The organism is Colwellia sp. BRX8-9 (genome assembly GCF_014077245.1).
GTDB lineage: Bacteria > Pseudomonadota > Gammaproteobacteria > Enterobacterales > Alteromonadaceae > Colwellia_A.
Map to the genome: position 1 here is coordinate 1 of NZ_JACGVN010000030.1, position 25,936 is coordinate 25,936.

A 25,936-nucleotide genomic window follows, 5' to 3' on the forward strand; every position below is an offset into this window, starting at 1 on the left:
TAATACTGCTTAGCTAATTCGCCAACTTGATGACCACCATCAGCAAGGGCTGCTAAGAATGGGTCATCAAGCATGGTATTTGGGTATTCTTTTTTACCGGTATAGAAAAGCTTGGTTGGGCATTCAGTTGCCATTTTGAAACGAGATTTAGTTAAGTAACGAGGTTTAGTCATTTAATTTTTCCTTAAATATTTATTATGATTGAATTATAAGCACTAACTAATCCAAAAAGTGTCTGGCTTATTTTTCTCCTGTCATTTCAAATGGGCTTTTAGATATCGTTTCAATGTTGTCACTACAGTCATCCAAATAAATTGAATAATTTCGTTTTGCTCGCCTTATCATCTCACTTCTTAAACAATCGGGTTCAAGCACTTCAATAGAGTCTGCAAACTGTCCTAGAAAATTAGCGAAGTAAAAGGGATCCGGCTTGTCATTGTTAAAATGTTTACCAAGCATTATCTCTATTTCAATAATCCAAGAATGCTCATCTTCCTGATCTATTATTTTCATAGCTTTTCCGTGCCCAATCTGCACTCGAGAAAAGTAATTTTTCACCCACGTGTGAACCCGTGCCTTTAGGGTATGTTTTGATTCAAAATAATCTGGTGACTTTTGTATATATTCCTTTGAACTACAAACGGCTACATTTTTCAATCTAGTAATTTCAAAAAATTTCAATTCATTCTCTTCATGCATCAAGCACAACACTACTACTTGATGGTTTAAATAGGTGATTTTTTGAGGAGATAAGGTTAATTTTTTGGGGATATTATGAATAGAGTCATACTGAGCAGTAAATGCAATTTCATTTTCTAAACAATCAAATATAAAGGCATACTGTTTATCACAATCAGCTTCAATGGGTGTTATTGCGAACCCCGCAGGGTGAAAATCTAGCTTACGCTTAGCTGCATTTAATTTATCCCTAAAAACACCTTTTTTTCTTAGTAGTTTTTCAGAGTGGCGAAAATCATATCGTAGTTCATCAATATACTTAGGTGGTAAAAACTCTGATAGTTGTTCTTGTACAAAGTTAATTGCCATGGCCCTTGCTTCACTACTAAATTCAGGAATTAATTCATCAAGCACTAAATTTTTAGCATTTTCATCTTGCCAGTAATAATACGTTTTCTTACCTCCTGTAAAAGCAATAACTAGAAGAGGCTCATCTTTTTCTGATAAATAGTTTTTACTAAGCTCTTCAATTTCACGACGTATCCCCTTTATAAATGCAGCGTTTAAAGTATGCTTGGTTTGTAAACTTTTTAAAATATACTCAAAATCAACTTGGTTTGATTGACCTACTTTTATCAATTCGACTAACTGTTTTTTATATTCATTATATTTTCCAGACATAAAACTTCCTTATATAGCATGATTATTATTAGATAAAATTGATTTCTTCTTTAAGTAAGTCTCAACCTTTGAATAAGTAACAATTGATAAAACAATCCCTATACCACTACCTAATGCCGAGCACAGATAAGTCAGCATAAATTCATCACTCATTACAAACACTTTGATATAAAGCATGTTAGACAAAGAAATGAACCATGCTAAAGAAAATGCCCCAATACAATTTTTATCACGAACTAACTGAGAGTTTATACCCAACATGTAAACCGTTAATAACGAACCAAAAAACACCGTAATATATTCCATCGCAGCCTCAACAATAATGATTTATATGTTCATTGTAAACACGACCCCAGACATTACCTGTCTAATATAGAAAATAGAGTACAAAGTTAGTGACTATTGGCACTAGTTACCAATAATGACTGAAATTCTAATATTTCTTTTAATGACAAGGAAAGTTCCTCTTTTAGCGAATCATCAGCTTTATCAAATGATGCTAAAGTTGCCTCTAAAAGTCCATTGATAAGCTCTTGAGTGAGAAACAGTTCACGTTCAGATAACTGATAAGATGACTCACTTAATTTTTTAATTACGGCCTTGATTTCACCAAAGAGTGTTTTGTCTTGCAACATATCAGGAGTAACCCAAAGGCTTAGCATGTTAATTACATTTGTATTCCCTATATCGTTAGTCATAGCACTTTTCATATTAAAACCCCTTAGTTCAATTTACTGTTGTTTTTATGGCGGGTAATATCACGCTTGGTCTTTTTATCCATATTTTTAGCAAAGGCGTCATCTAAGTTAATATCAAGCTGGTTTGCTAAACAAACGACGATAAACAATACATCAACTAACTCATCAGCAATGGCAGTTTTAATACATTCTGGTTCTTCGTCTTTTTTAAAACTTTGCTCTCCGTATGCTCTACCAATTAATCGAGCGACTTCTCCAACTTCTTCACTCAAATTAGAAAGATTAGTCAATTCATTAAAATAACCTTTTCCTATCTCTTCAATCCAAGCATCAACCTGTTGTTGAATATGTGTAAAATGATTAGCGTTATTATTTCGTAGTATTAAATGTTTATGATCTGCACAAAAACTCCCCTTATTGAGTTCATGTCGTTTAGTATCTCTTTTGGTTTTTTTGTCCATGTTTTTAATAAATGAGTCATCTAGATTTATGCCTAGTTGATTACTAAGGCATATCAAAATAAACAATACATCTGATAACTCATCAGAAATCTCAGTTTTAATACATTCAGGCTTTTCGCCCTTTTTAAAGCTTTGCTCTCCATATTCTCTGCCAATTAAGCGAGCGACCTCCCCCGTTTCTTCAATTAAGTTTGAAAGATTAGTAAGTTCACTAAAATACCGAATCCCTATACTATTGATCCAACTGTCTACTTGTTGTTGTATAGGGGTTAAATGATTAACAGTTTTAAATTTCATGTAAAAGTTCTCTATAAGTTGAATAACAAATGTGTTGTCATCTGATTAATTAAATGACCTGAACTAACGTAACAATTCATTTAATGTCATGGGGTTATGTTGTTTAATATAAATTGTATCTTGATGCTTTTTAAGCACCTGTGAAAATTTATGACAAAAGTATTCAAAGCATTGATTAGGTACACCCTGTGCTTTCATAATTTTAACTTGCTGTTCATTCATATTGACAACGGTTGCCTGATAAACAAAACGTTGTGTATTCATTGTTGAATGTACGCCTGTTTCTACCGTGCAATTGCTTATTATCAGCGTATGCATGCCAGATACACTGTTGAGCACTCCCGTAGTGGCAAGCAATACATTAACTTCGCTTTGATATTCAGGTTTAATGCCATATAACATGTAATCTTCAGGTACTTGATTATTGACTGTATTCATAAGTGCCTATTCGTTGTTATAAACTAACTAATTTAAAATAATCATACGCATCACTAAGACGCTTTGCGTCTTAGTCTTCGAATTCCGCGATACCTCTCTAAACCAATTAATTCACGAGAAATTAATGGTAATCTATTTTCTAACTCATATTGCCTTACTAAGTCGCCCCAATAACATTTATCGTAATCAGCTTGTTTGTTACCTGAAAAATTTTCACTAATAAATTTATATAAATGGAATTCATATTCATTGTAAGAGCTTAGTGTTTTATATTCAGCAGGTAAACGAGACTTCAAGGCAATGATATCTTTATTCAAATCAATCAAATTTACATTTTTATGTTTTTTATTAACTTTAAGAGCTAAGTCAAATCTCAATTGGCTTAACCTTCTAGGTAAGTCATATTTGATTTCGTAGCACTCAACTGCTGCCACCCATGTAAGGTATTCAAATTCTTCCAGCTTGCTCTCAGTTAGCTCTTGTTCTAACAAGTCTTCCCCACTAAAGACATTCAAGTGCTGAACAATGACTTTGTATAAATGTTTCTCATATTCTTCAACATTGTTAATTTGCTTATCTTCGGCTCTAACCTTAAAAAAACTCAGTATTTCTGCTCTAGCTACATCATTTGAAATTTGCATATTGCCACCTTTTGTTTAATAAATTAGCTTTATAAATACTGCTATTTGTAAACATTCAGAACATTGAATAAAAATGTGCTGAAAATAAGGCATGCGGAACAAAGTAAAGGATATAACTTAGCAAAACATGTGACGGTCTGTTGCTAATACTCAAAGCAAGTTTATGCATTTCGGCTTCTGATAACTCTTTCCAACTGTATACTTCTGCAATATGAAGCACTCGTATTTCTTCGGCCCTGTCTTCCCACATTTCATACCACTCTTTAATACTGAAACACAAAAAAATCAAAAGACTAATAATCGCTCCAGACTTAACACTTTCCAAAGGCGAAAATGCAAACAAAATTATTCCCATTACCATACAACCATAACAAGCGAAAAAATTCACAACCCAATGTAACATTGGCGCAAGCTGTAGTTCTGCTTGTGGTATTTTATTGCTACGCCTTTCGATTGCACCAAGACTTTCCAATACTTTAACTGCGTAGATTGTTTGAATTACTTTATTCATGCTGCTCTCCTAATTACTTGTTTATATCAAATAAATCGACAAAACATATGTGATGAATCCATACACAAGTCGAATTGATAAAGTCATCATAAGGATAAAGCGGACATTATGTGTCTGTGCTCGCCTTGTGTTTTGATGAACTACAATAAAAATTGGATGGGACTGAAACTTAAGTACCTTAAAAGCAAGCTAGTACTTATTTATGTTTCTGTATTTGTTAATATAAATTTCTTAAGATAAACGTAGAAAGACCAAAGGTAAGTCGAACATAATTGAATTTAAATTCACAAACAATTTACTTGGCACGATTATGAGTTCTTCTTGGTGTAATATTAATAAACAGATAAGAAAACTTAAAAAACAGGATAAACCATATGAAAAATAGTGAAGAGGTTATGCAGCTATACGCTAAAACTATGTTTTCTGTAGTCGAAAAATTTGAATTTCCACGATCATTTGCCATCATTACAGCTCATAACCCAGAAGGTGCTATTAGCAATGCTAATATTAATAGCTTATATGACGCAGGTCTTAGGAAACATTTAACTGATAACAAACAGACTCTGCTTTTAGGTAGCTCTTCTCTAAAAGACGAGAATATAAAAAAATCCCACCCTATTATTGGTTGTTCGCCTGATATGTTCCATCAAGAAATAAGTTATGTTATTAATGTATCTAAAGAAGCCGCTTTTGAAATTGCCGATATATTCAATCAAAATGCTTTTTTCTGGGTAGATAGCGGTCAATTAAGCATTGTTCCTGTTAAGTTAAAGGGAGTCGATGAATTGAGTATTGGAAAGTTTGAATCACGTTTAATCTCTGCCATTAAATAATTACATCTATTGTGACAACAAAACTTGTCTAACCGTATTTATAAATAGACGGCGTTTGAACAACGAAAAACACCGTAACCAACCAGTTAGTTCAAATTGAATTCCTCCCAATGCACTTATTACTTTATTACAAATATTATTGATTCCTTTTCCATGAAATCTAGGATGAATTCGTGATTGAATGCTTTTTCCATTGAGTTCTTTTTCTAATCTCAATCGTAATTCATTATTATTTCCACCTGTATAGGCAACTTTACCTTGCCCTACACAACCGTGGATAGTTATAACTAATTCTGAGCGTAATGCTAAAGCCAAGGCTTCTTGGTCATCAAATAACTCACTAGTTATATGTAAATCCCAATTATTCTTTAACTTTTCCCCATTAAAGCAATAATATTAAAGTCTCTCCCGGCAATAGCCTTAACTATATTACTTGTCCCTGGCTCTATTCTTCCACCATGTATCGCCATAATGGTGATAGGTGAGCCTATATCCTGAACTTCCACTGAAAATTTATCTTCGTTCATTGATAGCTCTAAAAAAACTGTCATACTTATCACCAGTTCTGTGACGTGTTTTATTTATTATTGTTTTAAAAATTGAATTGATAATACAAACTCCTACTCATTAATATCATTAGCCGCCACCATAATTACTGCAGAGACTCTTAGCTTACCTTTTTTACACTGACATATTTTTCACCTTCTCCTGTGTCCCAAATTAGAACTGTTTCCTTTATTTTATTTCTCCCTAATGTTGAGCTAATGTCAATGCAACCAAGGATTGATGATTTAACTCTTAAACTTATGTGAGCTAATAAATCGCAATCTTGAAGTGCATCCAATCGATCTACTTTTATTCCAGTATTAGGCTGTATATTTTTATATTCATCTCCTTGATCCGTCAAACCAGTTATACCATCGCCATCATTAGTGCTACACCCACCATTAGTAATGACAATTGAATCAAGGATTTCATCAGATCCGTTCACTAGATAGAGTGATTCGTTCTTACGCGTTAGCCATAATAAAGGTTTTCTTAATTCTGACTTTCTCGGAGCCATCGCCCCACCATACTTACTTTTTCGTTGGTCTAAAGGGAGCCAAAAAAACTTATTCTCAATAACTTTATTTTGATTCTTCATGCTATTTATTTCCCTATGTGTAATTCAAACTTTAACCACTATTAAATACTCAACTAAAGCAGCTAAATTAAAACGATTTTGATCTTCTACAAATGAAGAAATGTACAATAAGCTTTCTATTCATCTAATGTTGAAAGTTCCGGTGGTGTCATCAAACGTATAGCCATAACAAACTACCGAAAGTGTGGACGTTTATTCTTTTGCAGCCGAGTAGATAAAGCCTGTAATATGACGTGATAAGTCATCATCTAATGACGCCAACTTTTTATTGAACAAATTCTCTAGTTGTTTATTCTTTTCATCTATAGGAAGTCTCTGAATAATTTCAGGTACCTCTTCTCGAAGCAACCCTTTTAACCAGCCTTGATGAAATAGTGGCCTAATACAATCTAGTCGAGGATAAATTAACTGAATAAATGGCGTAGGATTTGGAGTAATTGTTTTTTTTCTCTCTGCTATTTTTTCGCTTAATTCAGCCATATCTAAACTTAACTTTAAGCATATAGCTTTAATAAACTCATTATGAGTTTTTTGAGGTTGCTCCAAAAACTCATTCAACCTTCTCAAACCTTTTGCAGTGTTTATATAACCTACCTGCTCTACTAAGTTGAGTTTAGTTACACCAAGTGAGTGAAGTTTTTGTTCAAACCATTGTTTAAATTCATTCATATCAAATTCACTTATTAAAATAGGTTAAATAAATTTTACTTTTTGACTGCTGAATTGCTCTTGATGACAAACTCATAACAAAGAAGGTTTCATCATCAACAAACGGAATTAGAACACTTCCTATTTTTTCAAACCATTCCAGTGTTAGATTTTTCTCAACAGCCTCAATATTGCAAGTCATGGCGGTAGGAGTTTTACCTAGATCTTTTACAGATAAAAATGAACTCAAATCGTCAGCATTGTTCATATCAACAATATCTAACTTCAAGCTACTACTCATTTTTAAACAAGAAACGTAATCGGCATAATCATGGCCAACAAGGTTTGCTAAAAACCACGATGAAGTTAGTGCATATAACAGTTCACTAAGTTGCTCTTTATTGAGCAAGCTTACCTTAAAAGCATCATCATCTCGGGTAATAACAATATCATCTGCCTCTACTTTTATTACATAAACAGCACTATGAAAATTCAACTCACCTTCTTCCACTAAAATGAGCTTTCCTCCATTAACATTCAACGTTGTTAATTGGTCGCAACTTTTTAGAACATATTCAGTAACCTGCTTATTGCAACTCTTGGCGACACCAATATAAACAGTTAAGCCTGTATCTTCTTGCATTTTAAGTTACCCTTTCTCAGTTATAGCGACAGGCTTTGAGTTAGAAAGCATTAATTTGGCTTTTAACCTTTCTATTGCAACGTAAATTTTCGATTGTTGACCTGGTTCAACAAACTCTGACACAACAAATTTTCTATCAATACTAATCTCAATAAGCTTAAGTGAATTCAAGTCTAAAACATATCTCATAATCCTAACCTCTTCAATAAAAGTTAATACATAAAAAACTTGTCAACTCATTATGAAATAACGCATTATCAATAAATCAACATTCAATGGGAATAGCTAATAACATGACAGCCAATATTTATCGTAGTCTTTCAAAAGAGTCATATTCACCAGATTTAAAACATCATAAAAAAACTAAACGTGCTCCTAGCAATGTACCTTACCTGGTTGATAATATCTGGGAATGGTTACGCCCTGATACCATGCCTACTCGTCGCCTAACGGTGTGCGCATCTCCCTTTAAAGAGCTGGCGCTAAAGTATGCAACGTCTAATGATTTACTTTGTACTATTAGGTTTGCTGGTAAAGCAAACGTTGTTCAAATTACACAGTACCAAGATGCGAAACTTCACCCAGATGTTAAAAAAATCCCTCGCACTATTACCAAATATTTTGGACAAAATTGGCTTGATAGCGACCTAACGAATAAACAAACTTACGGGCAACTCTTTATTCCATTATTAAGTAGCGAAGAAGTCTCTAGTATTTTAAATACGCCTGAACTACTTGATTTAAAAGAACAGCTCACTAAAACCTCTACCTTTTGGCAGGATGTGAATCACGTTAATGGTGATTATCAATTAACCGATGGCGAACTGTTCTTTTACGCTGATGACGGTTACTACCTAGATGTTAAAGATAAATAACCGAATATATTTACAGTTAACTCACCACTAACTGTAAATAAATGCCTAAATCACAGTCTTGCTCCATTGCAACATGTCGAATATAAATTTTTGTATGCTCAGGTGCCTTTTCAAATAGATTTTTCCAATCGAAGAATCCACAACCCATACCAATAAAATCCTGGTGTTTTAAGAAAGCTTTTGTTTCTTCAACATGTTGGTTGATGTCATAAAAACGACCTTCGGGAACTATCTCAAGTAACGAGGGGAGTTGGCTTTCAAAGCCTGTGATTTTGCTTGCTAATATAGGCTTTAAAAAGACTTCATGACGCTTTGATGAAAATACTTGGTGTTTAGGTCGAAGTTGCTCAGCTAACTGAAGAAGTTGTTCATGATTTTCAGTAATAAAGCTTTTCGCTAAATCAAAAACTTTCGCTTTGTATGTTTTACTTATTTGCTGTAGTAAAAGGGACCGTTGAATAGATTTTTCATAATCACTGATTCTCTCATGATGAAACCTAAGGCGAGACATTGGCTCCATACTTTGGGTTAAGTTTTCAATACCAAATGCAGCTAAGTTTTTACTATTAGTATTAACGTAACCAACACTCATCGGATGCAGTTCATCAGTTTCACGAGTTTTAATACTTTTACAATGTTCGGTTAATTTATATATCCAATTGAGATACTTCTCTTTAGAAAAACGTTCTTTTATAAGAGTGAAAGTACCTGCTACAGAGAGGATTTGAATAGACCACAGCAATAAATCTTCTGGAGAACGACCACCACCTGATATACCTAACAGAATAACAGAGGCCAACTTTTCTTCAAATAAAGGCGTTAGTGTTTCATCGTCTATGTGGTGGTTAAGTGCGATAGCAAGCAGTGCAAGATGAAGAACGGTAGGTTTACGGACAAAATCATTACGAGCATCACGTGGCATTCTTAAATTTGGCTCATTAATTAACGCCGTAGCACTGTATTTAACAGGGTTTAGCTTAACCATTTCATTCAATGGCTTAAGTACTTTCATCAAGTGAATAGCTGCTCGATCATTTTGGCCTTGCACAAACCAATCAACCGTACTGTTTACAGCTTCTTCCCAATCTTTTATTACTTTTAGTAATTGCTCAATATCAAGCTTACTATCCGATACAGGCATTAAGTAATGCTGTTCAGGATATTCTAGATTAGCATTAAGTATAACTTCTGGTAATTTCTCTCTTTGTTCCTCTGTCCATTCATCATCACCACAAAAATATTCTAGTATTACTTGTTCCATTATTTTCTCACTTTTTAGCTGTTTAAGTTATGCGCCCGCAAGTTGTGTGTAAATCAGCGCGTATTTCATACAGTGCCACTTAGTAGCACCGTCATACTTTACCATCAAATTAATTTCTGTCAACAAATAATGCTATTAAATGGCACTGTTTTATTTCATATACTTTAAAAAGTGATTACAATATGGATATAAGTGACTCTGGAAGTTGATAAAATGAAAGATACAATTAAAGAACGATTAAAATTTTTAGAGTTGTGTTTACTATTATTAGGCGAATTCAGAAAGAACTATCTTCATTTATTCTTCGGTATAAAAAGAGCACAACAGACAAAAGACATAAAAGCCTATGAAGAGGAATGTATAGGGAATATTAGATATTGTGATAAGTTGAAACGATTTTTACCTACCGACGTATTTGAACCTAAATTATTACCTACCGAATCTCACGAACTTCTTGCTTATCAAAAACACGTAGAAGACCTTATTGCAAGTAAAGGTGAAGAAAGCCCCTTTCATCAAATTGAATATATTTCTCAACCTTTCTTAACAGCACCAAACATTAAACTATGGGGACAACTCAACAGAGCTATAACAGGAAAGCTGGTGTTGAGCATTAAATATTCTGGCTTAAGAAAGAAGGAGGCTTCATACAACATTCAACCATTGGCTTTAATTCACAATGGCTTTCGCTGGCACGTTAGAGCTTATGTTGTTGGAGAAGAACGATATAGAGACTTTGTCTTAAGTCGAATGAATAAGTATCAAATTTCCGAGCTAGAATATTGCAGTGCAGGTTTACTAGAGAATGATGAAAAGTGGAATAACACTGTAGAATTGGTATTTAAGCCACATCCTCAATTAACACCTAAACAAGTCCAATCAGTAGAAGAAGACTATGGCATGATAGATGGTAGTAAAACTGTTGAATGTAAAGTGTGTAACATTCAACATTTACTGAAACTAACTCGTACAGGGTTAGATGATGAGCAACGAGAAGCTCATTTGTTTCCACTAATTTTAGATTACAAAAATAGCCCAAAATTAATAGATATTTTAAATAAACTAAAAAGCAAAAAACTTATATAACATAAACTTAATCAAATAAAAAATGAAAAACCTTCGGTTGGTCACTAAGAACAATGTTTATGGTCAATTTAATTTTGTTATCAACAAATTGAATTGCCGCAGATAAAATTTTTTTAACAATTATATCTATATTGGGGTGTTCGACAGTAATGATGTGTTGACCGATAGTCTCAGCTGATCCACCGAAAAATTCATACTTTGACAGGTAGTCATAACAGGAAGATGCCGCGTCTTTAATTTCATAGTAGGCATTGATGATTATTTTAGCCCTTTCAGCGGGGCTGATAATAGTTATTTTTCCGGCTTCGTCAACAAAACCTCGATTCCAAACTTTGATGATAATGATAACGCCTGTTCCATCCTACAACTTGGACTTGTGAAAAGATTGTTACCAATCTTTTTGTTCTACTTTATTCAGAATTTGTTTGAGCTTTAACGATTTAGTACACAACTCAACTTCTTTACTATTATAAATAAAACTATCAATTCACTTATAGTTAATACGAGCACTAACTTCAGTGAGTATTTTATCCAAAACCTGACCGTCCAATCTTTCCTTTCATGCTCACAGTATACATCCATGACCTTATTAATAATCTGAAAATTTAATAAATATTTTCGGCTATGTCAGCCTGAGAAATCACCTATGCATCAGGTAGTACAATATCTAATAGACGTTATTGGTCACATAAAAAAAATAATATTCATTCAGTATTAACAATCATTTTTAATTAAAACCCTGATTATTTTTAATATGAAATTATATTCGGCTATGTCAGCCCGAATAAAACACCTCTGGACCATGCAAAAACAAAGTATCAGGCACTATCAGGCACATAAAAAAACTAAAATTGATTTTTTACATTTAAATTTTTAGAATGTAATTGTTTCCAACTATTTAGTCTGAAAAACACCTACCCATTAAACCTATATGTTATTAAATACTATTAACTAGTTATAAAAAACTCTACCGTCTATGCATATTTAAAAATATTGATTAAAATCAGCTTAAAAATAAACAGACAGAGCAACGACAACATACCGACAACATACCGACAACAACAATAAACTTAAAAAACAACATCTTAAAGAACAAACTTTAGCTTATTCTGCTTGCATATTCAAAGTTTTCACGTATAATTTTACTGGAATCAAAAACTGAATGAATCAACAAAGCCAGCCACTTTTTAATCAAGTCGGTAGGAGCTAAAATTTTTGCATCATGCATAATTTTGATTTTGTTAGTTTTAATAAAGGTATCTCAAACCATAAAAATGAGAAAACAACAATTTTTAGTGTGATGCTAAAAATACAACATTGAGCATCAACGATGCTCTAACACGCAATTTAAAGTGCAATGTTCATATTGACTTTATCATTGCAACAAACTGTTAATTCAGTAAAACAGCTAATAATTTAACCATTAATTATATTTATTGTTAACTTGAATCTTAAAATTCAAGATTTCAATTTATATATATTTCCTCAATTTAAGTAGTATTAATTAATATGCTAATAGCTATTAATTAATGTATTTTTAATTGAAACTAGCAATTACATGCAGAACTAAAAGCAGGTATTTCATTATGCTTGCTGTGTATATTGATGTTTTTATCGATCTATAAAATTCTCTTTTTTGAATTTTTATCTTATATACCCTTACTTTTCTCAGAGTAAAACTTAGCTATTTCTAGCTAAAATCTTCGCGCTATGCGCTATCAAAAATCACGAATAACAAAAAAGCTTTCTTTAATTATCTAGATATTAGCAATATCTCAGAATTATCTATCGTGAATTTAATGCGACTTGATCAACGATAAACTTCATTGATCGATCTTCTTTATTAAGAGAGAAATAAATTAGATACATCTTACAAAATAAAATATAAATAATGAGGCAAACGATGAAGAAAAATAGAGTATTAAAATATAAAGCTGAAATTACTTTTCTTTTATCAAAAAAGCATAAGTACAGCAATATTGCAATGTTGTTAAGAGTTAAAAAAAGGATCAATATCGATGGTAATTATCTTAGAAAAATTGTTAATTCAATTAATATTTCATCAATTAAACTAACAATGGATATAGATAAAGAAGCCGCACTTCATCATGAAATCAACGCGGTTCTAGAATTGGCCCGAACAAGACGTAAGCGTGCTAGCTATAGATCAAAGCTAGATCCTATTAGAGATCAATTATTATCAGTATTTATATCATGTGAAAATTATCAACAAGCATATATCTTCGCTAAATCAAAGAACATCAACATCTCATACAGCACAGTAAGAAATTATATAAATAAGTACTTTAAGGAAATAAACATTGGGAACTCGTAACTCACAAATAGATAACTTTATCTCTCGACAATGTAAACGAGCACATAAAAATAAAATTATTGGTTCTATCGGCACAGCTCAAGATAGTATGTCTTCAATGTACCAATTTGCCGACTTTGTTAATGAAAATTCATTTTTAATTAACGTCATTGATGATTCATTTTCATCACTTAAAAATTTATTAATGAATGTTGACTTTGAATTAGCAAATGAATTCATAAACTACAGAGTAAGCATGGAACTTTCTAAGGCTACAGTCGAAAGAGACTGCCAAGTGCTTAATTTTTGGCTCGCGTATATAAGTAAATGCACTAAGCCACAACCTAAGTTATTAGTAAAAAACTATAAAAATGTAACTATAATCCCTAGATTTACTCGGACATATACTACAGAACAAATTGATTTAGTTTGTTCACACATCACCGATAGAAATTCTTTTTCAGTGCGTATTTGTCAAGTTTCTAATATACGAGTACATGAACTTCTCACATTACGTAAATTAGAAGAGCAAGCGGCGAGTATTAGAGTATTAAGTAACATTAAATTACAAGCTCAAAAATTTAAATTTTTAGGTTTCTCAAGCGAATTTGTTTTGTATTCTGTGGTAGGCAAAGGTGGATTGATTCGAGAAATCGCGATTCCTTCAAAAATGGTGGAACAGCTGGAATCATTTAAGCTAGAAACTCCATCTGAAAAAACAGATCGTGGTATTAATTACATACAGCATTATGATTTAGCGTTTGGTAAAGCACTCTCAAGCTCCTTTTCCTCTGCATCAAAACGGTGGCTTGGCTGGTCAACAGGAATTCATAGTTTACGTCATGATTATGCTAAATTTCGCCTAAAAACATTGTTTAGATTATTGAAAGATTATGAGCTTGCAAAGCATGTTGTTTCGCAAGAGCTGGGACACTTTCGCCCAGATATAACTGATACTTATCTTTACTAACCCTTATAATTGCTATTCAATTATTTTTCAGTTTAGTATGGACGTATTAGCGATAATTGTACTTAGTTACAACAAGATAATACGTCCCAAAATTTATCCACTGTTCATATCAAATTGTTATTTGATCATTGATGAACTGCTTTAAAGAGCGACCGTTTAGCTTACCAATACAAATATTTGTTCCCAATCGAAGCTCGAAAACTGTACTGTATTGATCAGTGATATAAAGATCCTCAAGTGCAGGAAACATTTCAACGTTACTTTTATTCGTGAAAGTTATAATGTCACAACGTTTATAAGTCTCTGTACAACCCATCACTTTTATCAAATCACGCGTTTTGTTAATTTCTTTTACTAGTCTGTAGCCATACTCTCGATTCAATTTCACTTTAGTTTTGTTCTGTATAAATAAAGAGTTGAATTTTTTCATAATAAGATTAATCCTTTTTCTGTTAATGTATCTACTTTAATTTTCCGATAAGCTTATTTATTCTTTTGAAGCTTAAGTAGATGTTACTACATAGATAATGAGCTCATTAGCTGATAAGCAAGCCTTTTTGGTACCCTTAATAGCAATCAGTGTGTTTTTTAAATAAATTTATTGTTTTTCCGCTCAAATTTTATTTTCTGGCCGCTAACTAGGCTTATAGATAATTCACTAGCAACCTTTCTAATAGAAAAACCTTGATCTAACAAATTCCAAACCGATTCTCGTTCAATTGTATTTGGCTTACCTTTGTATTTTCCTGCCTGTTTTGCTTTAGCAATCCCTTCACGCTGGCGCTCTAATAACATTTCGCGCTCAAATTGATAAACAGCACCAAGAAGTGTCAACATAAGATTATTCATTGGGTTTGATGAACTAGCAGAGAAGATTAAGTTTTCTTTCGAAAAATGTACACTAACGTCTTTTTATTAAAAAATCGGATTAACTGAATAAGATCTTCAATATTTCGAGCGAAACGACTTATGTCATGAACTAACTGCGTAATACCATGATGCCGATCGCTCAATACCCCGGTATTAGGTGATCGGCTTAGATGGTATTAGGTGATCGCGATGCATGAGAATATGCACTAACACTGAATCCCCAATACTTTTGCACCCAATGCCCTACCAGTAGTCACTTGAGCCGTATTTACTCAATGATATTGCTTCAATGTGTTATATACATTAGTACGCCCTACCCCAAGCAGATGGATGATTTCAACTTTCTTTGCGCCATCATTGTGCAAGCGAAAATTTTCCTCTTTCACGTCCTCGGAGATTGGTTTTTTGAGCTTTATAAACACCGTTTGTCTTAGCCTTCGCTATACCCTCCATCTGACGTTCTTTGCGAATGTTGTTATCAAACTCAGCAAAGACACCTAGCATGTTCAGGAAAGCTTTACCGGCTGATGTGATGGTATCAATGGGCTGCTCCGTCGCTTTAATGGCGATACCCTTTTGTTGAAAGTCATACACTAAGTTTTGTAGATCTCGCAAACTTCGAGCGAGCCTGTCGATTCTGGTAATAACTACGGTATCGCGATCCCTTATGAAATTTTATATCTCGTTGCGCTGTGTTCGGTTCAGAGAGCAACCAGAAGCCTTTTCATGAAAGATCAGGTAACAGCCAGCCGTTTGTAATTGTTCTATCTAAGTGGAAGTGTCTTGATCATTTGTTGAAACTCTAGCATAGCAAATACGTTGCCCTGTCATTGATACATCCTTATTTTTGTTCGTTTAGGGTTTAGACCTAAAGTAGCGGACCTAATCGTTCATGTAAAGGTCCCCTAAATGAACATCGTTACACGCACAGCAAACAGTTCGTAATGGGTATACCTTTAAGAGACGTCATATTATTTACAAACAACACACGACCTTTTAGATGCTCTCTATAACGCAGAAAAGAAAACGCGCAACAGACAACCATGCTAAACAAGACGATATAAAACAATAACTTAAACCACCACACCAGTAGTTGCGCGTTTCACTTTTCGTTAGAAACTATAAAAGCACTCAGCCGCAGTGCCTATATTTATCTAGGGTTACGAAATGAATACAACTAAAGCTGCAAAGCTAGAACAGGCAATAAATAAAATTAACGAAATGTTTGGGAGTGAAGGAAAACCAGCAATAGGCAAACTATCCACCTTCAAGCTCAAAAAACAAAAGAAATAGTAATACCTTAATCTATGACTTAGCCATTCAATCACTGACTAGCTAAGTCATTTGTGTTTTGAAGCGATAAGTCTAAAAAGATTAGGCTGTAAGTTTAGATATTAAAAAAGCACTTCACATGATACACCCCAATAAAAACGATAGTTACTGTAGCAAATACCTGTTTGCTACAGTAACTTGTCTACTTTTCTGCTTCGCGAGAATTCATGCACTAGAATTCACACAGCGCACGCTTTTAAAATAGTAAAAAGATAATGCGTAAGTCAACACAGATAGACAAGAACCACCTTCCCCCTTTAAAAACAGTCACTTACAAATCACCCACTTTGGTTTTTGTTAGATAATACAGGGGGACTAATACAAATTACTTAATATTCTAAGGATTATAACCATGACGACAATAAACGTTAAACATCTAAAGCGGGCAATAAATAAAATCAACGAGGAATTTGAGAGTAAAGCAGAATTGGTAATACGAAAAATAGCATCTAACCACTTAGACTCTTTATGAATTCCAAGGAATAGTAGAGCTCATCAATCACAGGATTTTTTTCATTACAGACTTCCAATTTGGGAATTCGCAATTACCAAAGTGTATGAGTTTACCTTCAAATATTTCTTGCCCTCTACCACTTATATGATCATCAATCAGTATATCGCCTTTTAATAATCCTTTGTTGCTGCAAATAATCAGTCTTTTAGTAAACTCATAATCAAAATGATCTTCAACCCACAAGCGTTTCTCAGTATACGAGAGAGGATTCTTAGTCGAAGGTGCTGTAAGGATATATAAATCAATGCCCCTTGTTGCTCTCAAGATCTCAATTGAGCTAATTGCACCGATTATAGGGTTTAGCTGTCTAAAAAAATTAGCTGTGCTCTGGGGGAATTCTATTTCAGGGCTATTAATTTTAGCTAACTCAATTTTTGTGCTGTAATCGCAGAGAATCATCCATATCAACATAAACTATCATTTAATTTTATTCCCTTTTTTGTGGATTTTATCTATGGCTTTCAACCTTTCTAAATGGGATATTCGTCTTAATTAAAGCTCAAAATCACAAATTACGACTTCTATATTTACTAACAAAATTACTATAAAATTTTCATTTTCTCTTACTCGAATCAAAGCAAACAGCAAGGTTATGATTGGTGTAGACCAAATAATATAATCTACGCTTACCTTCTTATTTTGTCTAGTTGATATAGTTGTGTATGAAGTTATGAACTAATAGACGTTTTTCATTAACATAAACGTCTATTAGTTTACTTTCATTTAATGGTTATTTACTGGCAAATTCCAGGTTTAGTTAGATTGTTCGTGGTTTCTAGGGTAGCAAGACAAGAACTATCACTACATAACTCCAGCGTCACATCACCAAGGGCCCCATCATTGAATCGATTATCTACACCAGATAAAGCATAGCCCTGGGTACCACTTGAAAGCTTTAATGCGTATTCATCGTCAAACACAATATCGTTATCGAGCGTAACGCCCCACCAGCTACAAGCATCAGCTCCATTATCTATTTGCGCTTTCAAGTAACCTTGCTTATACCCATCAGTATAGTCGTGGTACTTATTGACGATTTCAGCTTTTACGTTTACCGGTTGAGCAATAGCTGAATTCACCGCGGCGTCGCTATTGGCAACTCCTGGCCCGCAATCAGCACATTCCCGGTTAAAACCACCTGAGCTATTTTTAATGTGTTGTTGAGCAAGGGCACTAGGAACCCCTTCTAAGTTTTGTTTAATCAAAGCCAATACTGAAGCTACGATTGGACCTGAAAAGCTCGTTCCGTTCCACAAACTAAAGTTTTCCTCGAAGGCAGTATCACCAATAACAATATCTAAAACGGGGACTTCAACACCGACAGCACTTGCGTCAATAACGCCATTGATGTCGTAATTACTAAAATCAGCTCGGTTACCATTAATATCATTGGCACCAACAGCAACAATACCATGGCAATTTGCAGGCGCATTGGCAACTTTATCGCTATCGTTGCCTGACGAAGCAACGACAATAACGCCTTTTGCCAACGCATAGCTAATGGCTGATTGATAATCGCTATTACACTCGCCGACGCCCCCTAAAGAAAGGTTGATAACATCAACCGGTGAACTAATGTCTTGCACACCTTCAAAGCTATAGCCAGCAGCCCAACGTATCCCATTGGCGGCATCATGACCACTACCAAATCGCCCATTTTCAAAAACGCGAACAGGTACTATTTCTACGTTTGATAACGCACCAGCAATGCCGTAATTATTATTGCTAATTGCGCCAATAACTGATGATACTGCCATGCCATGAAAGGCATAATCACCCGCTTGAGCTTCATCAAAAGTCACAAATGGCTCATTATCCATTTCAACGGCATCAAAACCTTCAACAAAGTTAATTTCATCGGTCGGAATAAAGTTACCATCGATAACAGCAATACGTGAGGTACGAGTTTCAGTGAAGGTATCCTTTAACTTTAACAGGCTTTGCGCGCCTTTATAGATAGGTTGATTTTTCATCCATAATTGGTCTTTAAAGTAGGGATCATTAAAGATTGGATCTTCGCTGCTTTGCGCCATCACTGAACTTTTATTTACCTTAATTGGTGGCGTAATTTTTTTCTCTGAACGAAAGCCAAGTGGATAAACTAATCGTTCTTGCTTTACGTCATTTGCTAAACCACTCTTTAATTTATCATCTTTAGCGCGGTCACGCAGTTGAATCGCCATTTCCCGGGTTACAGCGCTACTGGCTTGTAACTCATCATTTCCATTTAGCCAATACTTCATATCAACTACGGCTTGCAAATATTCATAGCCAGTATTGAACACCCAAACATCATCTACGTAAGCTCCGATAGCCGTATCACCTACAAGGTTTGAATAGCTATTGTCGCTGAGTAACTTCTTACTATTGTATTCAGGTTGCGCTGGAAAATTACTTTTGCCATAAAGTTCAATAAATGCGGCAGTTTGCCAATAAAAATAATCAAACTCATAGAAGTTAGGATCAACATTATTTAGTTTGACGGCTAAGTCAGTGACTTCGCTGGGTAAGTAGTTTATTAAATTATTAATCGCTCTTTCTACTTGATTGAACTCATATGGTGTTGAAGGTGCATAAGTTATAGCAACCTCATCGTCGTATTCATCCACAGTGATTAGTTGATTGTTTTGTGCATAATCAAGCGTGAACATTTTTAGATGGTAATAATCTTGCGAATGTTTAAATTCGTTTTTAGCTCTTTCAAAAGCCACATTTAAATTGTCATAAGGTGTTGTACTTTTGACTAAGCGAATACTGTGGACATTACCTCTTCCTCTTGACCCTAGCTCAGACCTTGTATTCGCTACAATGTAAATTACAAGCCCTTCATCAGGGATTATCGCATCGTTTGCAGTTATGATTGTAATTTTATTGTTTTCATAAGAAGCGGTTAGCATACCCTCAACAGGGTCGTGATTAGTGTCCGTCACTTCTAGTGGTAATTCTATTTTACTGCCATCGCCAATAACTGTTACTTCAGCTGTCTGGCCTGACAATAATATTAGAGGACCATCAAATGATAGTATCTCGGCGGGCGTATCTTCAAGTTTTTTCAGGGTAAAAGTTACACTAGCTGTTTGCCCAATCGTATCGGTCACTGAGGCTACGCAATCTTCTTCATAATTAGGCTTTGAGTCATCCGTAATAAAGCTTATCTGATTGTAGTTTATGACGAAATCAAAGCTTTCACTTGGTTCACGCGTGCATTTAAACGTTAAGCTATTATATAAATCACCTTCTGGCGTTAAGTCATCTATGGCAGTAAATGTTATTCGCCCGCCACCAACTTGCGCTACTTCTAAGAGGGTTTTATCTGCAGATAACTCAGGTGATGCATCCGTAAAAACATTAACACTTACGGGATCTGATGCTTCTCCGCCATCGTTGTCAATAACGGTTAATTGAAAAACTAACGTTTCGTCTGCGGTGAGGTTGCTTGGAGTAAAGGAAGTTGAGGCGGTATCACTATTCGCTAGGGTAACACTCGTGCCACCCGTTTGAATCCAACGGTATTGCGTAATACTTCCGTCTTCATCATTTCCGGCACCTAAAAGTATTATCTCATCATTTAAAAAAGCACTTTGATCTGCGCCTGCGTCTACTGATGGTAATATATTGACATTATTAACATTAACCTTAGTGGTAGCGGCCTTAGTTGCACCTTCATTGTCGGTCACCGTTAGTGTAAATGTAAATTCTTGGTTACTGGTAACTTCCGGTGCCATAAATGAAGTGCTAGTGAGTCAGTAGTACTTAATATTACGTCAGCCCCACTGCTTTGAGCCCAACTATAACTAACAACAGTGCCGTCCGAGTCAGAGCCTGAGCCTAACAACGATACCTCAGTGTTTTCATTTACTGCTTGGTTAACGCCAGCACTTACTAAAGGAGACTGATTCTGCACTGGCTGAGGTGTAGATGGGGTTGACGATGAACCACCTCCTCCGCCACAGGCAGGCAGAATTAAAGTTAGTAAAGATATAGTTAATATTATTTTTAAAGAATCATTTGAAAAAAATTGAGACAAAATTAGAGTCCTTCTAATCAATTAGTGTAACAATATGGAGATATATATAAATAAAGGGGGGGGAATTCCACTTTGATTTTTTATTTACATTTCAAGTAAATAGCACACTCCATTGAAAATTAATATTCTCAATTAACTTTATTTATGTCAATAATTAAATAAGTTTTAATTGAAAAAATACAATGTTCTATTCAATGGAAAGCACTTTAAGCTGACCTTAGTCAGAGCATAACAAAGCTGGGTAACGATTGAAATTCAAACAGAACTCGTAATGTCTTTTTTCTAAACTGTCCATCAGGAGGGATGAGTTTGGCTCACAAAAGCTGAGAACTAAGTGGTAAAAGTTAGCGTTTCAATATGACTTACCACTGACTGCTTTGATAGAAGCATTTGCTGAAACCAAAGAAGGGTACGCAGAGTTAAAAACAAGGGGCTATGAAGTACTAATAAGAGATAGTCGTCTACAGTTGAAACCTCCTGCGGGAGAAGAAAGTGCTCAAAAACCATTTGTTGAATTTTCACAGATGCAGGAGCGTAGACGCTTAAAAGCACTAAAATCGATACTTGGAGGTTTAAGCCAGCAAACTGGTGATGACGAATATTAGCTTAATGAACTCGCTCTACCCATATTCAGGTGCTAATTTATGTTACTAATATTATTACTTGGGCTATCAAAATAAATATGTTTTGGAAGAGTACAGTTAGAGATATTAATTGATGGTAAATCGATTTGAACTGAAAATAATTCAGTTCAAATCTGGACTACTACAAATTATACAACCTCAGAAAATCGAAGTAATAAGTAGCTCTCTAAAGTGTTAGTGATTAGATCTAGTGAGGATGGTGAGAATTGAAATACTCCCTTATCCATAATCATAATGGCATAATTATCTTCTCCTATATTTTCAAGCACAACAGCATTCTGAGGGAATTGTCCCCACTCAGCAATTGCTTTCAACGTTGATGTAACAACATTTAGATAAGAGGAATCAGGAACTCCTAGACCTAAAATTTCCATCGACTCATACGATAATATGCCATAATTATTAAGGTAAGTTGTATACTCGAAATCAAACGAAAATCCTAATTTTAGTTGGGCATCAGAAATTTCAGATTTAGGAGTACTACCCTTTATTAAGAAATCCTTAGTGTTTTCATTAATATATTTTTCAACTCGATTCATCTTATATATTCCCTGTTTGTAATTGTTCAGCTCTAGCCTTCCAGTACTCACTTTTTTCTTTTTGGAAAGCTGCTCTATCAATTTTTGAATCTTGAGTGCCATCATGTAGGACTGTGTTATTTCCCACGCCCCTATGTTCTTGTTGAGATAGTTCAGCTAAAGGGCTGCTTGCTTCTTGCCCTATATGATGCAACTCTAGCGGGGTCCCTGTTTCATCTAGTGGCGGACGTCCTTTCTCCATTCGTTCAAGGTTTGTTTTACCCATATCATCTTGCTTATCTAAGTCAATATCATTTCTACATAATGCTGGTTTATCATTTACTTTTGTTTCCTCAAGTGGAACATTATTATAAATAGTTAATTCATCTACGGAAGAAATTGACTCATTAATGTTAGGTGAATAATTACTTTCTTCTTTAATCTTAGATTGTTCACTATCCTGTAGATCCGGACTATTATTTATTTCTTTTGCTGTTAAATTGAAAGTGGGTACCTTACTTTCAATTGAAGATGAATTATTAGGTTTAGAAAAATCAGGGATCTTATCTGATAGTGCCTTTCCTACCTCGTTAGACTTTTCTTTAGCAACCTCCGTGAGCATTTTTTGCATTGTGGATATCATAAAATATCCTCTGAAATTAACTCAACTTTTTCTTTCTGTACTTCAAAAGCTGCTTTGTTGCTCGGTTTTTCAATAATTAATATGTCTAAAACCATTTTAATTAAATTGTTTTTTTCTACCTTATTAAACATGTTTTTTTCTAGACTATTAAATACTTTACAGCTTAAAGCTTTTACCCAACTATCAATATCACTCTTAGGTAACCCGTCTAGTAAATACTCTAAGTTAAGTAAGTTAGACATAATATTTAATAAGGGAGTAGAGTCCGATAAGTTGAAATAAATATGAGGATAATAAATTGCACAATTTTCATTATCTTGCTCAATAACCTTTTTGATTTGCTCAGGAGTGTCTGCCCTTAAATAACCATTAACAAGTATTTTTATCAAATCTACTTTGCACTTCTTTCTAAGATCAAAAGGTACCGAGTTATCATTTTCTGAGTGTTCAAATTTTTGGTGGTTACTATCATCAAAATAATCCCATTGACATAAAACCGCTTCTTGCCAGTCATTTTGATAGATGGCTGCACAGCCTGTTCTTAACCTAGCAAGTTCTTCAATTTGTTGCTCGTTAAGGTTGATAGCTTTCCCAACTAAGTTTCTATCTTCCCAGTCAGGTAAACGAAGAATTATTTTAGTATTTGTATTGCGGATAACAGATTGATCTAATAACCCTGGTGCTTGATCCGCAATAATAAAGCCTTGCCCGTATGTACGCATTTCAGCTATAGCATTAGAGATCATTTCAACAGACTTACCTTGCAGGTTTCCACCTTCTTGGCTTTGCTCTGAACTTGTTCTACGAAGGAGATGGTGCGCTTCTTCTAAAACAGTAATATGCTTTAATGTGGAATTTGCCCCTTGGCTAGTAGACATCCGGTACTCTTGTAGTTTGAGAAAAACCATCCCCATCAACATTGACTTAGTTTCAGACGATCCAACCCGTGATAAATCAATAATGCATGGCTTATCGAATAATTCACTTGCTTCTATTTCTTGTTTTTGAAAAATGGTTTTAAAGTAGCCATTAGTCATAGAACGAATACGAGTTAATAAGGCTCCTGCGTAATTACTCTTAATTTCATCGGAATACTCTGATTGATTAATAACTTGAGGAAGTACTTCCAGAAGATCATGAAAATCAGGAAATATATTAGACTCAAATTTATTTGTTGAGTGTAAAAGATCCCAGCCTAAATGTTCATAAGTTAACTCTATTGCTTCTTTCAAAATGGCAGGCATAGCAGCATACATCGGCCAAACAGCATTGAGTATTTCTATTAAGCGGTCAATATGTTCAGTAATGTGTATATCATCAGGGAAAGAGAAAGGGTTAATGCGAAGTAAGGGAGATATCTTCGGATTTGTGCCGTAAACACTTACTTCTTTAATACCACCAAATACATGTTTATACTCACCTTTTGCGGGTTCTATAATTAGGAAAGGAATTTTTTTCTCTTGCCATAAATTATTTAGCATTGAATAAACTGCATTTGACTTACCGGAACCAGTACTACCAGTAACAAAAGCATGTGAAGTTAGTGTGTTAACATCTAAACTAACGCTTAAATCTTCATCCGTGCTACCTAGATTGAAAATTGAACCTATTTTGATAGCGTTATTCGTCGTTGAATTTCTATATGCTGTTACTGCCCGTCCAAATTCAACTGATTCAAAAACGGGAATTCCCGGTAAAGACTTTTTGGGCAAGCCCATTGCTAAAGCAACTTCTTTAGTACTTATTAGTGAAGCTGATGAAAGCAGCTTGGTTCTAAAGTATTCAGGGGTTTCAAAAATAGGATGACGTAATTGAGATATGTATTTAGTTAATGCTGAAAATTTAACCTCGTCTTTTCTTCTTGACCACGTTGAAATAGAGTTCCTTTCAAGACCTGACAACTCACCTCGTAAAACACCCGAATATAAATCGGCACCTAAATTCACATCCACCTTATTTTCACCAATAAAGTATGCACCCCAGCTCCACATACCATAAGATTTACACTCTTGGATACGTTTGAGTTGTTGCTCAATTGACTCGAGTAGTGCCAATACGGTTTTATTTTTTTCGGTTACTAAAATAGATTTACTATTACCTCTGGTCGATGTTTCAGAGTCAGTACGTGTATTACTGGTAGCGTTAGAGTAGCTATCATTAGTTGTGTATGCATCAGATTCGCTGCTATTTACACTAGATGTTGAACTGTCGGAGCTACTTTTTGAACCTCCAAATATCCCCGTGCCAAAACCAATCGCCGCGCCAATAGCTGCACCAGCAGGGGCACCTAACCCACCAGAAACACTACCAGCCCCAATAGCCCCTGTAGCAGCCCCACTTGCAGCCTGAGTCAGTGCGCGTTTAATATCAAAGTCTGATCTGGTTTTAGATTCAGAATGAGTATTTGAAGTGCTACTCCCTGTTGTTGATGTTAGTGTTTGACCTGTACTACGGGAAAGTGTTTTTGTAACTCCGTCACTTATTGATTTACCTAGCGCGATGCTATCGTTAACAGATAATGTTAATTGCCTTTGTTCAAACACAGATAGTGTTGAATAAACTTCTTGATAAGCTAATTCTATAGACTCAAGCTCTTGATTGGCTACAGGGGTTGCTTGAATTACCGCGGTGTAATTTCTATTTTTCATTCCTTCAATAATTTTTTCAATACCCTGAGAGAAACTTTCTTTTTTATCACTTTTTAATGAGGGTACACCTACAACACTTGCAATATGATTGTTGTCTTCACCGTTTATCGTTTCAAGTAATGATTCAACATCTGAATTAAATAATGGTTCACCAAATTCAATTCCTTGAAAGTTACCTTGCAGTGCAGCCTTTAAAGTTTCTCCAGCATCATAGCCATTCATACCGTCAGCATCATCAATTTTATTGGTGCCTATATATATATTGGTATATTGCTTCCTTCCTTTTAAAACTATGACCAATGAGCTATTACAGCTGTGTAAAGCACCAAAAGCATTTACAAGCTTATCTAAATTATCTTCATTCTTATCATAAACAATTCGAGTTAGTTTATTTAATCTAATATTATTAACTGCATCACCTAATTCTGATTGAATAGGCAAAAGTTCAAATTTTTCTATTTGATTTAAATATCCTTTTAATACTATTTGATCAACTTCCAGTAAAGCAAGTTGCAATTTTTCATCATTTTTAGATTCGTTAAACTCTTGCATATCATTCAT

At 34.5% G+C, this 25,936-nt stretch carries 27 protein-coding genes and 1 pseudogene; 7 read left to right on the forward strand and 21 right to left on the reverse strand.

Annotation, left to right across the window (positions count from 1 at the left end; genetic code table 11):
• Positions 1 to 240 precede the first annotated feature (240 nt).
• The 7 genes from H4J70_RS18255 to H4J70_RS18285 form a co-directional block, all read right to left on the reverse strand.
• Entirely contained in the window at positions 241 to 1,359 is a 1,119-nt protein-coding gene (locus tag H4J70_RS18255) for a WYL domain-containing protein (protein ID WP_182251617.1), read from the reverse strand.
• A gap of 9 nt (positions 1,360 to 1,368) precedes the next feature.
• The gene (locus H4J70_RS18260) at positions 1,369 to 1,665 is read right to left on the reverse strand and encodes a hypothetical protein (protein WP_182251618.1); all 297 of its coding nucleotides are present in this window, start codon (positions 1,663 to 1,665) and stop codon (positions 1,369 to 1,371) included.
• Positions 1,666 to 1,751: 86 nt separating this feature from the next.
• Positions 1,752 to 2,069, reverse strand: coding sequence for a hypothetical protein (locus H4J70_RS18265; RefSeq protein WP_182251619.1), 318 nt, complete (start codon positions 2,067 to 2,069; stop codon positions 1,752 to 1,754).
• Positions 2,070 to 2,080: 11 nt separating this feature from the next.
• On the reverse strand, positions 2,081 to 2,815 hold the full coding sequence (locus tag H4J70_RS20490; protein WP_220470400.1) for a nucleotide pyrophosphohydrolase: 735 nt from the start codon (positions 2,813 to 2,815) through the stop codon (positions 2,081 to 2,083).
• A 63-nt stretch (positions 2,816 to 2,878) separates the two neighbouring features.
• Positions 2,879 to 3,253, reverse strand: coding sequence for a hypothetical protein (locus H4J70_RS18275; protein WP_182251620.1), 375 nt, complete (start codon positions 3,251 to 3,253; stop codon positions 2,879 to 2,881).
• A gap of 53 nt (positions 3,254 to 3,306) precedes the next feature.
• Entirely contained in the window at positions 3,307 to 3,894 is a 588-nt protein-coding gene (locus tag H4J70_RS18280; RefSeq protein WP_182251621.1) for a hypothetical protein, read from the reverse strand.
• 55 nt (positions 3,895 to 3,949) lie between these two features.
• Complete coding sequence (locus H4J70_RS18285; protein ID WP_182251622.1) at positions 3,950 to 4,405, reverse strand: hypothetical protein; 456 nt, start codon at positions 4,403 to 4,405, stop codon at positions 3,950 to 3,952.
• Between the two features lie 374 nt (positions 4,406 to 4,779).
• On the opposite strand from H4J70_RS18285, the gene H4J70_RS18290 reads away from it, so the two are divergent.
• Positions 4,780 to 5,238, forward strand: a complete 459-nt coding sequence (locus tag H4J70_RS18290) for a DUF3293 domain-containing protein (RefSeq protein WP_182251623.1) — start codon at positions 4,780 to 4,782, stop codon at positions 5,236 to 5,238.
• A gap of 6 nt (positions 5,239 to 5,244) precedes the next feature.
• Here the strand turns inward: H4J70_RS18290 and H4J70_RS21060 are convergent.
• The 5 genes and pseudogenes from H4J70_RS21060 to H4J70_RS18320 all read right to left on the reverse strand — a co-directional run bounded on the left by H4J70_RS21060 (position 5,245) and on the right by H4J70_RS18320 (position 7,862).
• A pseudogene (locus tag H4J70_RS21060) lies at positions 5,245 to 5,789 on the reverse strand (poly-gamma-glutamate hydrolase family protein).
• Positions 5,790 to 5,905: 116 nt separating this feature from the next.
• Positions 5,906 to 6,382 carry a hypothetical protein gene (locus tag H4J70_RS18305; protein WP_182251625.1) on the reverse strand — a complete coding sequence of 159 codons (477 nt, stop codon included), beginning with the start codon at positions 6,380 to 6,382 and terminating at the stop codon, positions 5,906 to 5,908.
• A gap of 192 nt (positions 6,383 to 6,574) precedes the next feature.
• A complete protein-coding gene (locus tag H4J70_RS18310) occupies positions 6,575 to 7,051 on the reverse strand; it encodes a hypothetical protein (protein ID WP_182251626.1) in 477 nt (158 codons plus the stop codon).
• Between the two features lie 7 nt (positions 7,052 to 7,058).
• On the reverse strand, positions 7,059 to 7,673 hold the full coding sequence (locus tag H4J70_RS18315; protein ID WP_182251627.1) for a hypothetical protein: 615 nt from the start codon (positions 7,671 to 7,673) through the stop codon (positions 7,059 to 7,061).
• A gap of 6 nt (positions 7,674 to 7,679) precedes the next feature.
• Positions 7,680 to 7,862, reverse strand: a complete 183-nt coding sequence (locus H4J70_RS18320; protein ID WP_182251628.1) for a hypothetical protein — start codon at positions 7,860 to 7,862, stop codon at positions 7,680 to 7,682.
• A 104-nt stretch (positions 7,863 to 7,966) separates the two neighbouring features.
• Between H4J70_RS18320 and H4J70_RS18325 the strand changes: the two genes are divergently transcribed.
• Positions 7,967 to 8,548 carry a hypothetical protein gene (locus tag H4J70_RS18325; RefSeq protein ID WP_182251629.1) on the forward strand — a complete coding sequence of 194 codons (582 nt, stop codon included), beginning with the start codon at positions 7,967 to 7,969 and terminating at the stop codon, positions 8,546 to 8,548.
• Positions 8,549 to 8,564: 16 nt separating this feature from the next.
• On the opposite strand, the gene H4J70_RS18330 is transcribed toward H4J70_RS18325, so the two are convergent.
• Complete coding sequence (locus H4J70_RS18330; RefSeq protein ID WP_182251630.1) at positions 8,565 to 9,809, reverse strand: hypothetical protein; 1,245 nt, start codon at positions 9,807 to 9,809, stop codon at positions 8,565 to 8,567.
• Between the two features lie 213 nt (positions 9,810 to 10,022).
• Here H4J70_RS18330 and H4J70_RS18335 point away from each other — a divergent pair, with 213 nt between their 5' ends.
• From H4J70_RS18335 to H4J70_RS18345, 3 genes are all read left to right on the forward strand, one after another.
• Positions 10,023 to 10,895: a WYL domain-containing protein gene (locus tag H4J70_RS18335; RefSeq protein WP_182251631.1), complete on the forward strand. Its 873-nt coding sequence runs from the start codon at positions 10,023 to 10,025 to the stop codon at positions 10,893 to 10,895.
• Between the two features lie 1,903 nt (positions 10,896 to 12,798).
• On the forward strand, positions 12,799 to 13,230 hold the full coding sequence (locus H4J70_RS18340; RefSeq protein ID WP_182251632.1) for a hypothetical protein: 432 nt from the start codon (positions 12,799 to 12,801) through the stop codon (positions 13,228 to 13,230).
• Positions 13,217 to 14,179: a hypothetical protein gene (locus tag H4J70_RS18345; RefSeq protein WP_182251633.1), complete on the forward strand. Its 963-nt coding sequence runs from the start codon at positions 13,217 to 13,219 to the stop codon at positions 14,177 to 14,179. Before H4J70_RS18340 ends, H4J70_RS18345 begins: the two co-directional genes overlap by 14 nt.
• 588 nt (positions 14,180 to 14,767) lie before the next feature.
• Here the strand turns inward: H4J70_RS18345 and H4J70_RS18350 are convergent.
• Together H4J70_RS18350 and H4J70_RS18355 are read right to left on the reverse strand one after the other, a co-directional pair.
• Positions 14,768 to 15,028, reverse strand: a complete 261-nt coding sequence (locus tag H4J70_RS18350; protein ID WP_259368085.1) for a recombinase family protein — start codon at positions 15,026 to 15,028, stop codon at positions 14,768 to 14,770.
• Between the two features lie 375 nt (positions 15,029 to 15,403).
• Positions 15,404 to 15,664: a recombinase family protein gene (locus H4J70_RS18355; protein WP_404842502.1), complete on the reverse strand. Its 261-nt coding sequence runs from the start codon at positions 15,662 to 15,664 to the stop codon at positions 15,404 to 15,406.
• A gap of 552 nt (positions 15,665 to 16,216) precedes the next feature.
• On the opposite strand from H4J70_RS18355, the gene H4J70_RS20800 reads away from it, so the two are divergent.
• The gene (locus tag H4J70_RS20800) at positions 16,217 to 16,342 is read left to right on the forward strand and encodes a hypothetical protein (protein ID WP_259368086.1); all 126 of its coding nucleotides are present in this window, start codon (positions 16,217 to 16,219) and stop codon (positions 16,340 to 16,342) included.
• Positions 16,343 to 16,880: 538 nt separating this feature from the next.
• Here H4J70_RS20800 and H4J70_RS18360 read toward each other — a convergent pair.
• From H4J70_RS18360 to H4J70_RS18370, 3 genes are all read right to left on the reverse strand, one after another.
• On the reverse strand, positions 16,881 to 17,306 hold the full coding sequence (locus H4J70_RS18360; RefSeq protein ID WP_182251634.1) for a 5' nucleotidase, NT5C type: 426 nt from the start codon (positions 17,304 to 17,306) through the stop codon (positions 16,881 to 16,883).
• 323 nt (positions 17,307 to 17,629) lie between these two features.
• Positions 17,630 to 20,620, reverse strand: coding sequence for a S8 family serine peptidase (locus H4J70_RS18365; protein ID WP_182251635.1), 2,991 nt, complete (start codon positions 20,618 to 20,620; stop codon positions 17,630 to 17,632).
• On the reverse strand, positions 20,575 to 20,922 hold the full coding sequence (locus H4J70_RS18370; protein ID WP_182251636.1) for a PKD domain-containing protein: 348 nt from the start codon (positions 20,920 to 20,922) through the stop codon (positions 20,575 to 20,577). The genes H4J70_RS18365 and H4J70_RS18370 overlap by 46 nt, the downstream gene beginning before the upstream one ends.
• Before the next feature lie 377 nt (positions 20,923 to 21,299).
• On the opposite strand from H4J70_RS18370, the gene H4J70_RS18375 reads away from it, so the two are divergent.
• Positions 21,300 to 21,527 carry a hypothetical protein gene (locus tag H4J70_RS18375; protein WP_182251637.1) on the forward strand — a complete coding sequence of 76 codons (228 nt, stop codon included), beginning with the start codon at positions 21,300 to 21,302 and terminating at the stop codon, positions 21,525 to 21,527.
• Positions 21,528 to 21,694: 167 nt separating this feature from the next.
• On the opposite strand, the gene H4J70_RS18380 is transcribed toward H4J70_RS18375, so the two are convergent.
• Genes H4J70_RS18380 through H4J70_RS18390 form a run of 3 tightly spaced genes read right to left on the reverse strand, consistent with a single transcriptional unit; the run spans position 21,695 to position 25,936 of the window.
• Entirely contained in the window at positions 21,695 to 22,105 is a 411-nt protein-coding gene (locus tag H4J70_RS18380) for an SMI1/KNR4 family protein (RefSeq protein ID WP_182251638.1), read from the reverse strand.
• 1 nt (position 22,106) lies between these two features.
• Positions 22,107 to 22,727 (reverse strand): HNH/ENDO VII family nuclease, encoded by a 621-nt coding sequence (locus H4J70_RS18385; protein WP_220470401.1) that lies wholly within the window; start codon positions 22,725 to 22,727, stop codon positions 22,107 to 22,109.
• Positions 22,724 to 25,936 carry an ATP-binding protein gene (locus tag H4J70_RS18390; RefSeq protein ID WP_182251639.1) on the reverse strand — a complete coding sequence of 1,071 codons (3,213 nt, stop codon included), beginning with the start codon at positions 25,934 to 25,936 and terminating at the stop codon, positions 22,724 to 22,726. Before H4J70_RS18390 ends, H4J70_RS18385 begins: the two co-directional genes overlap by 4 nt.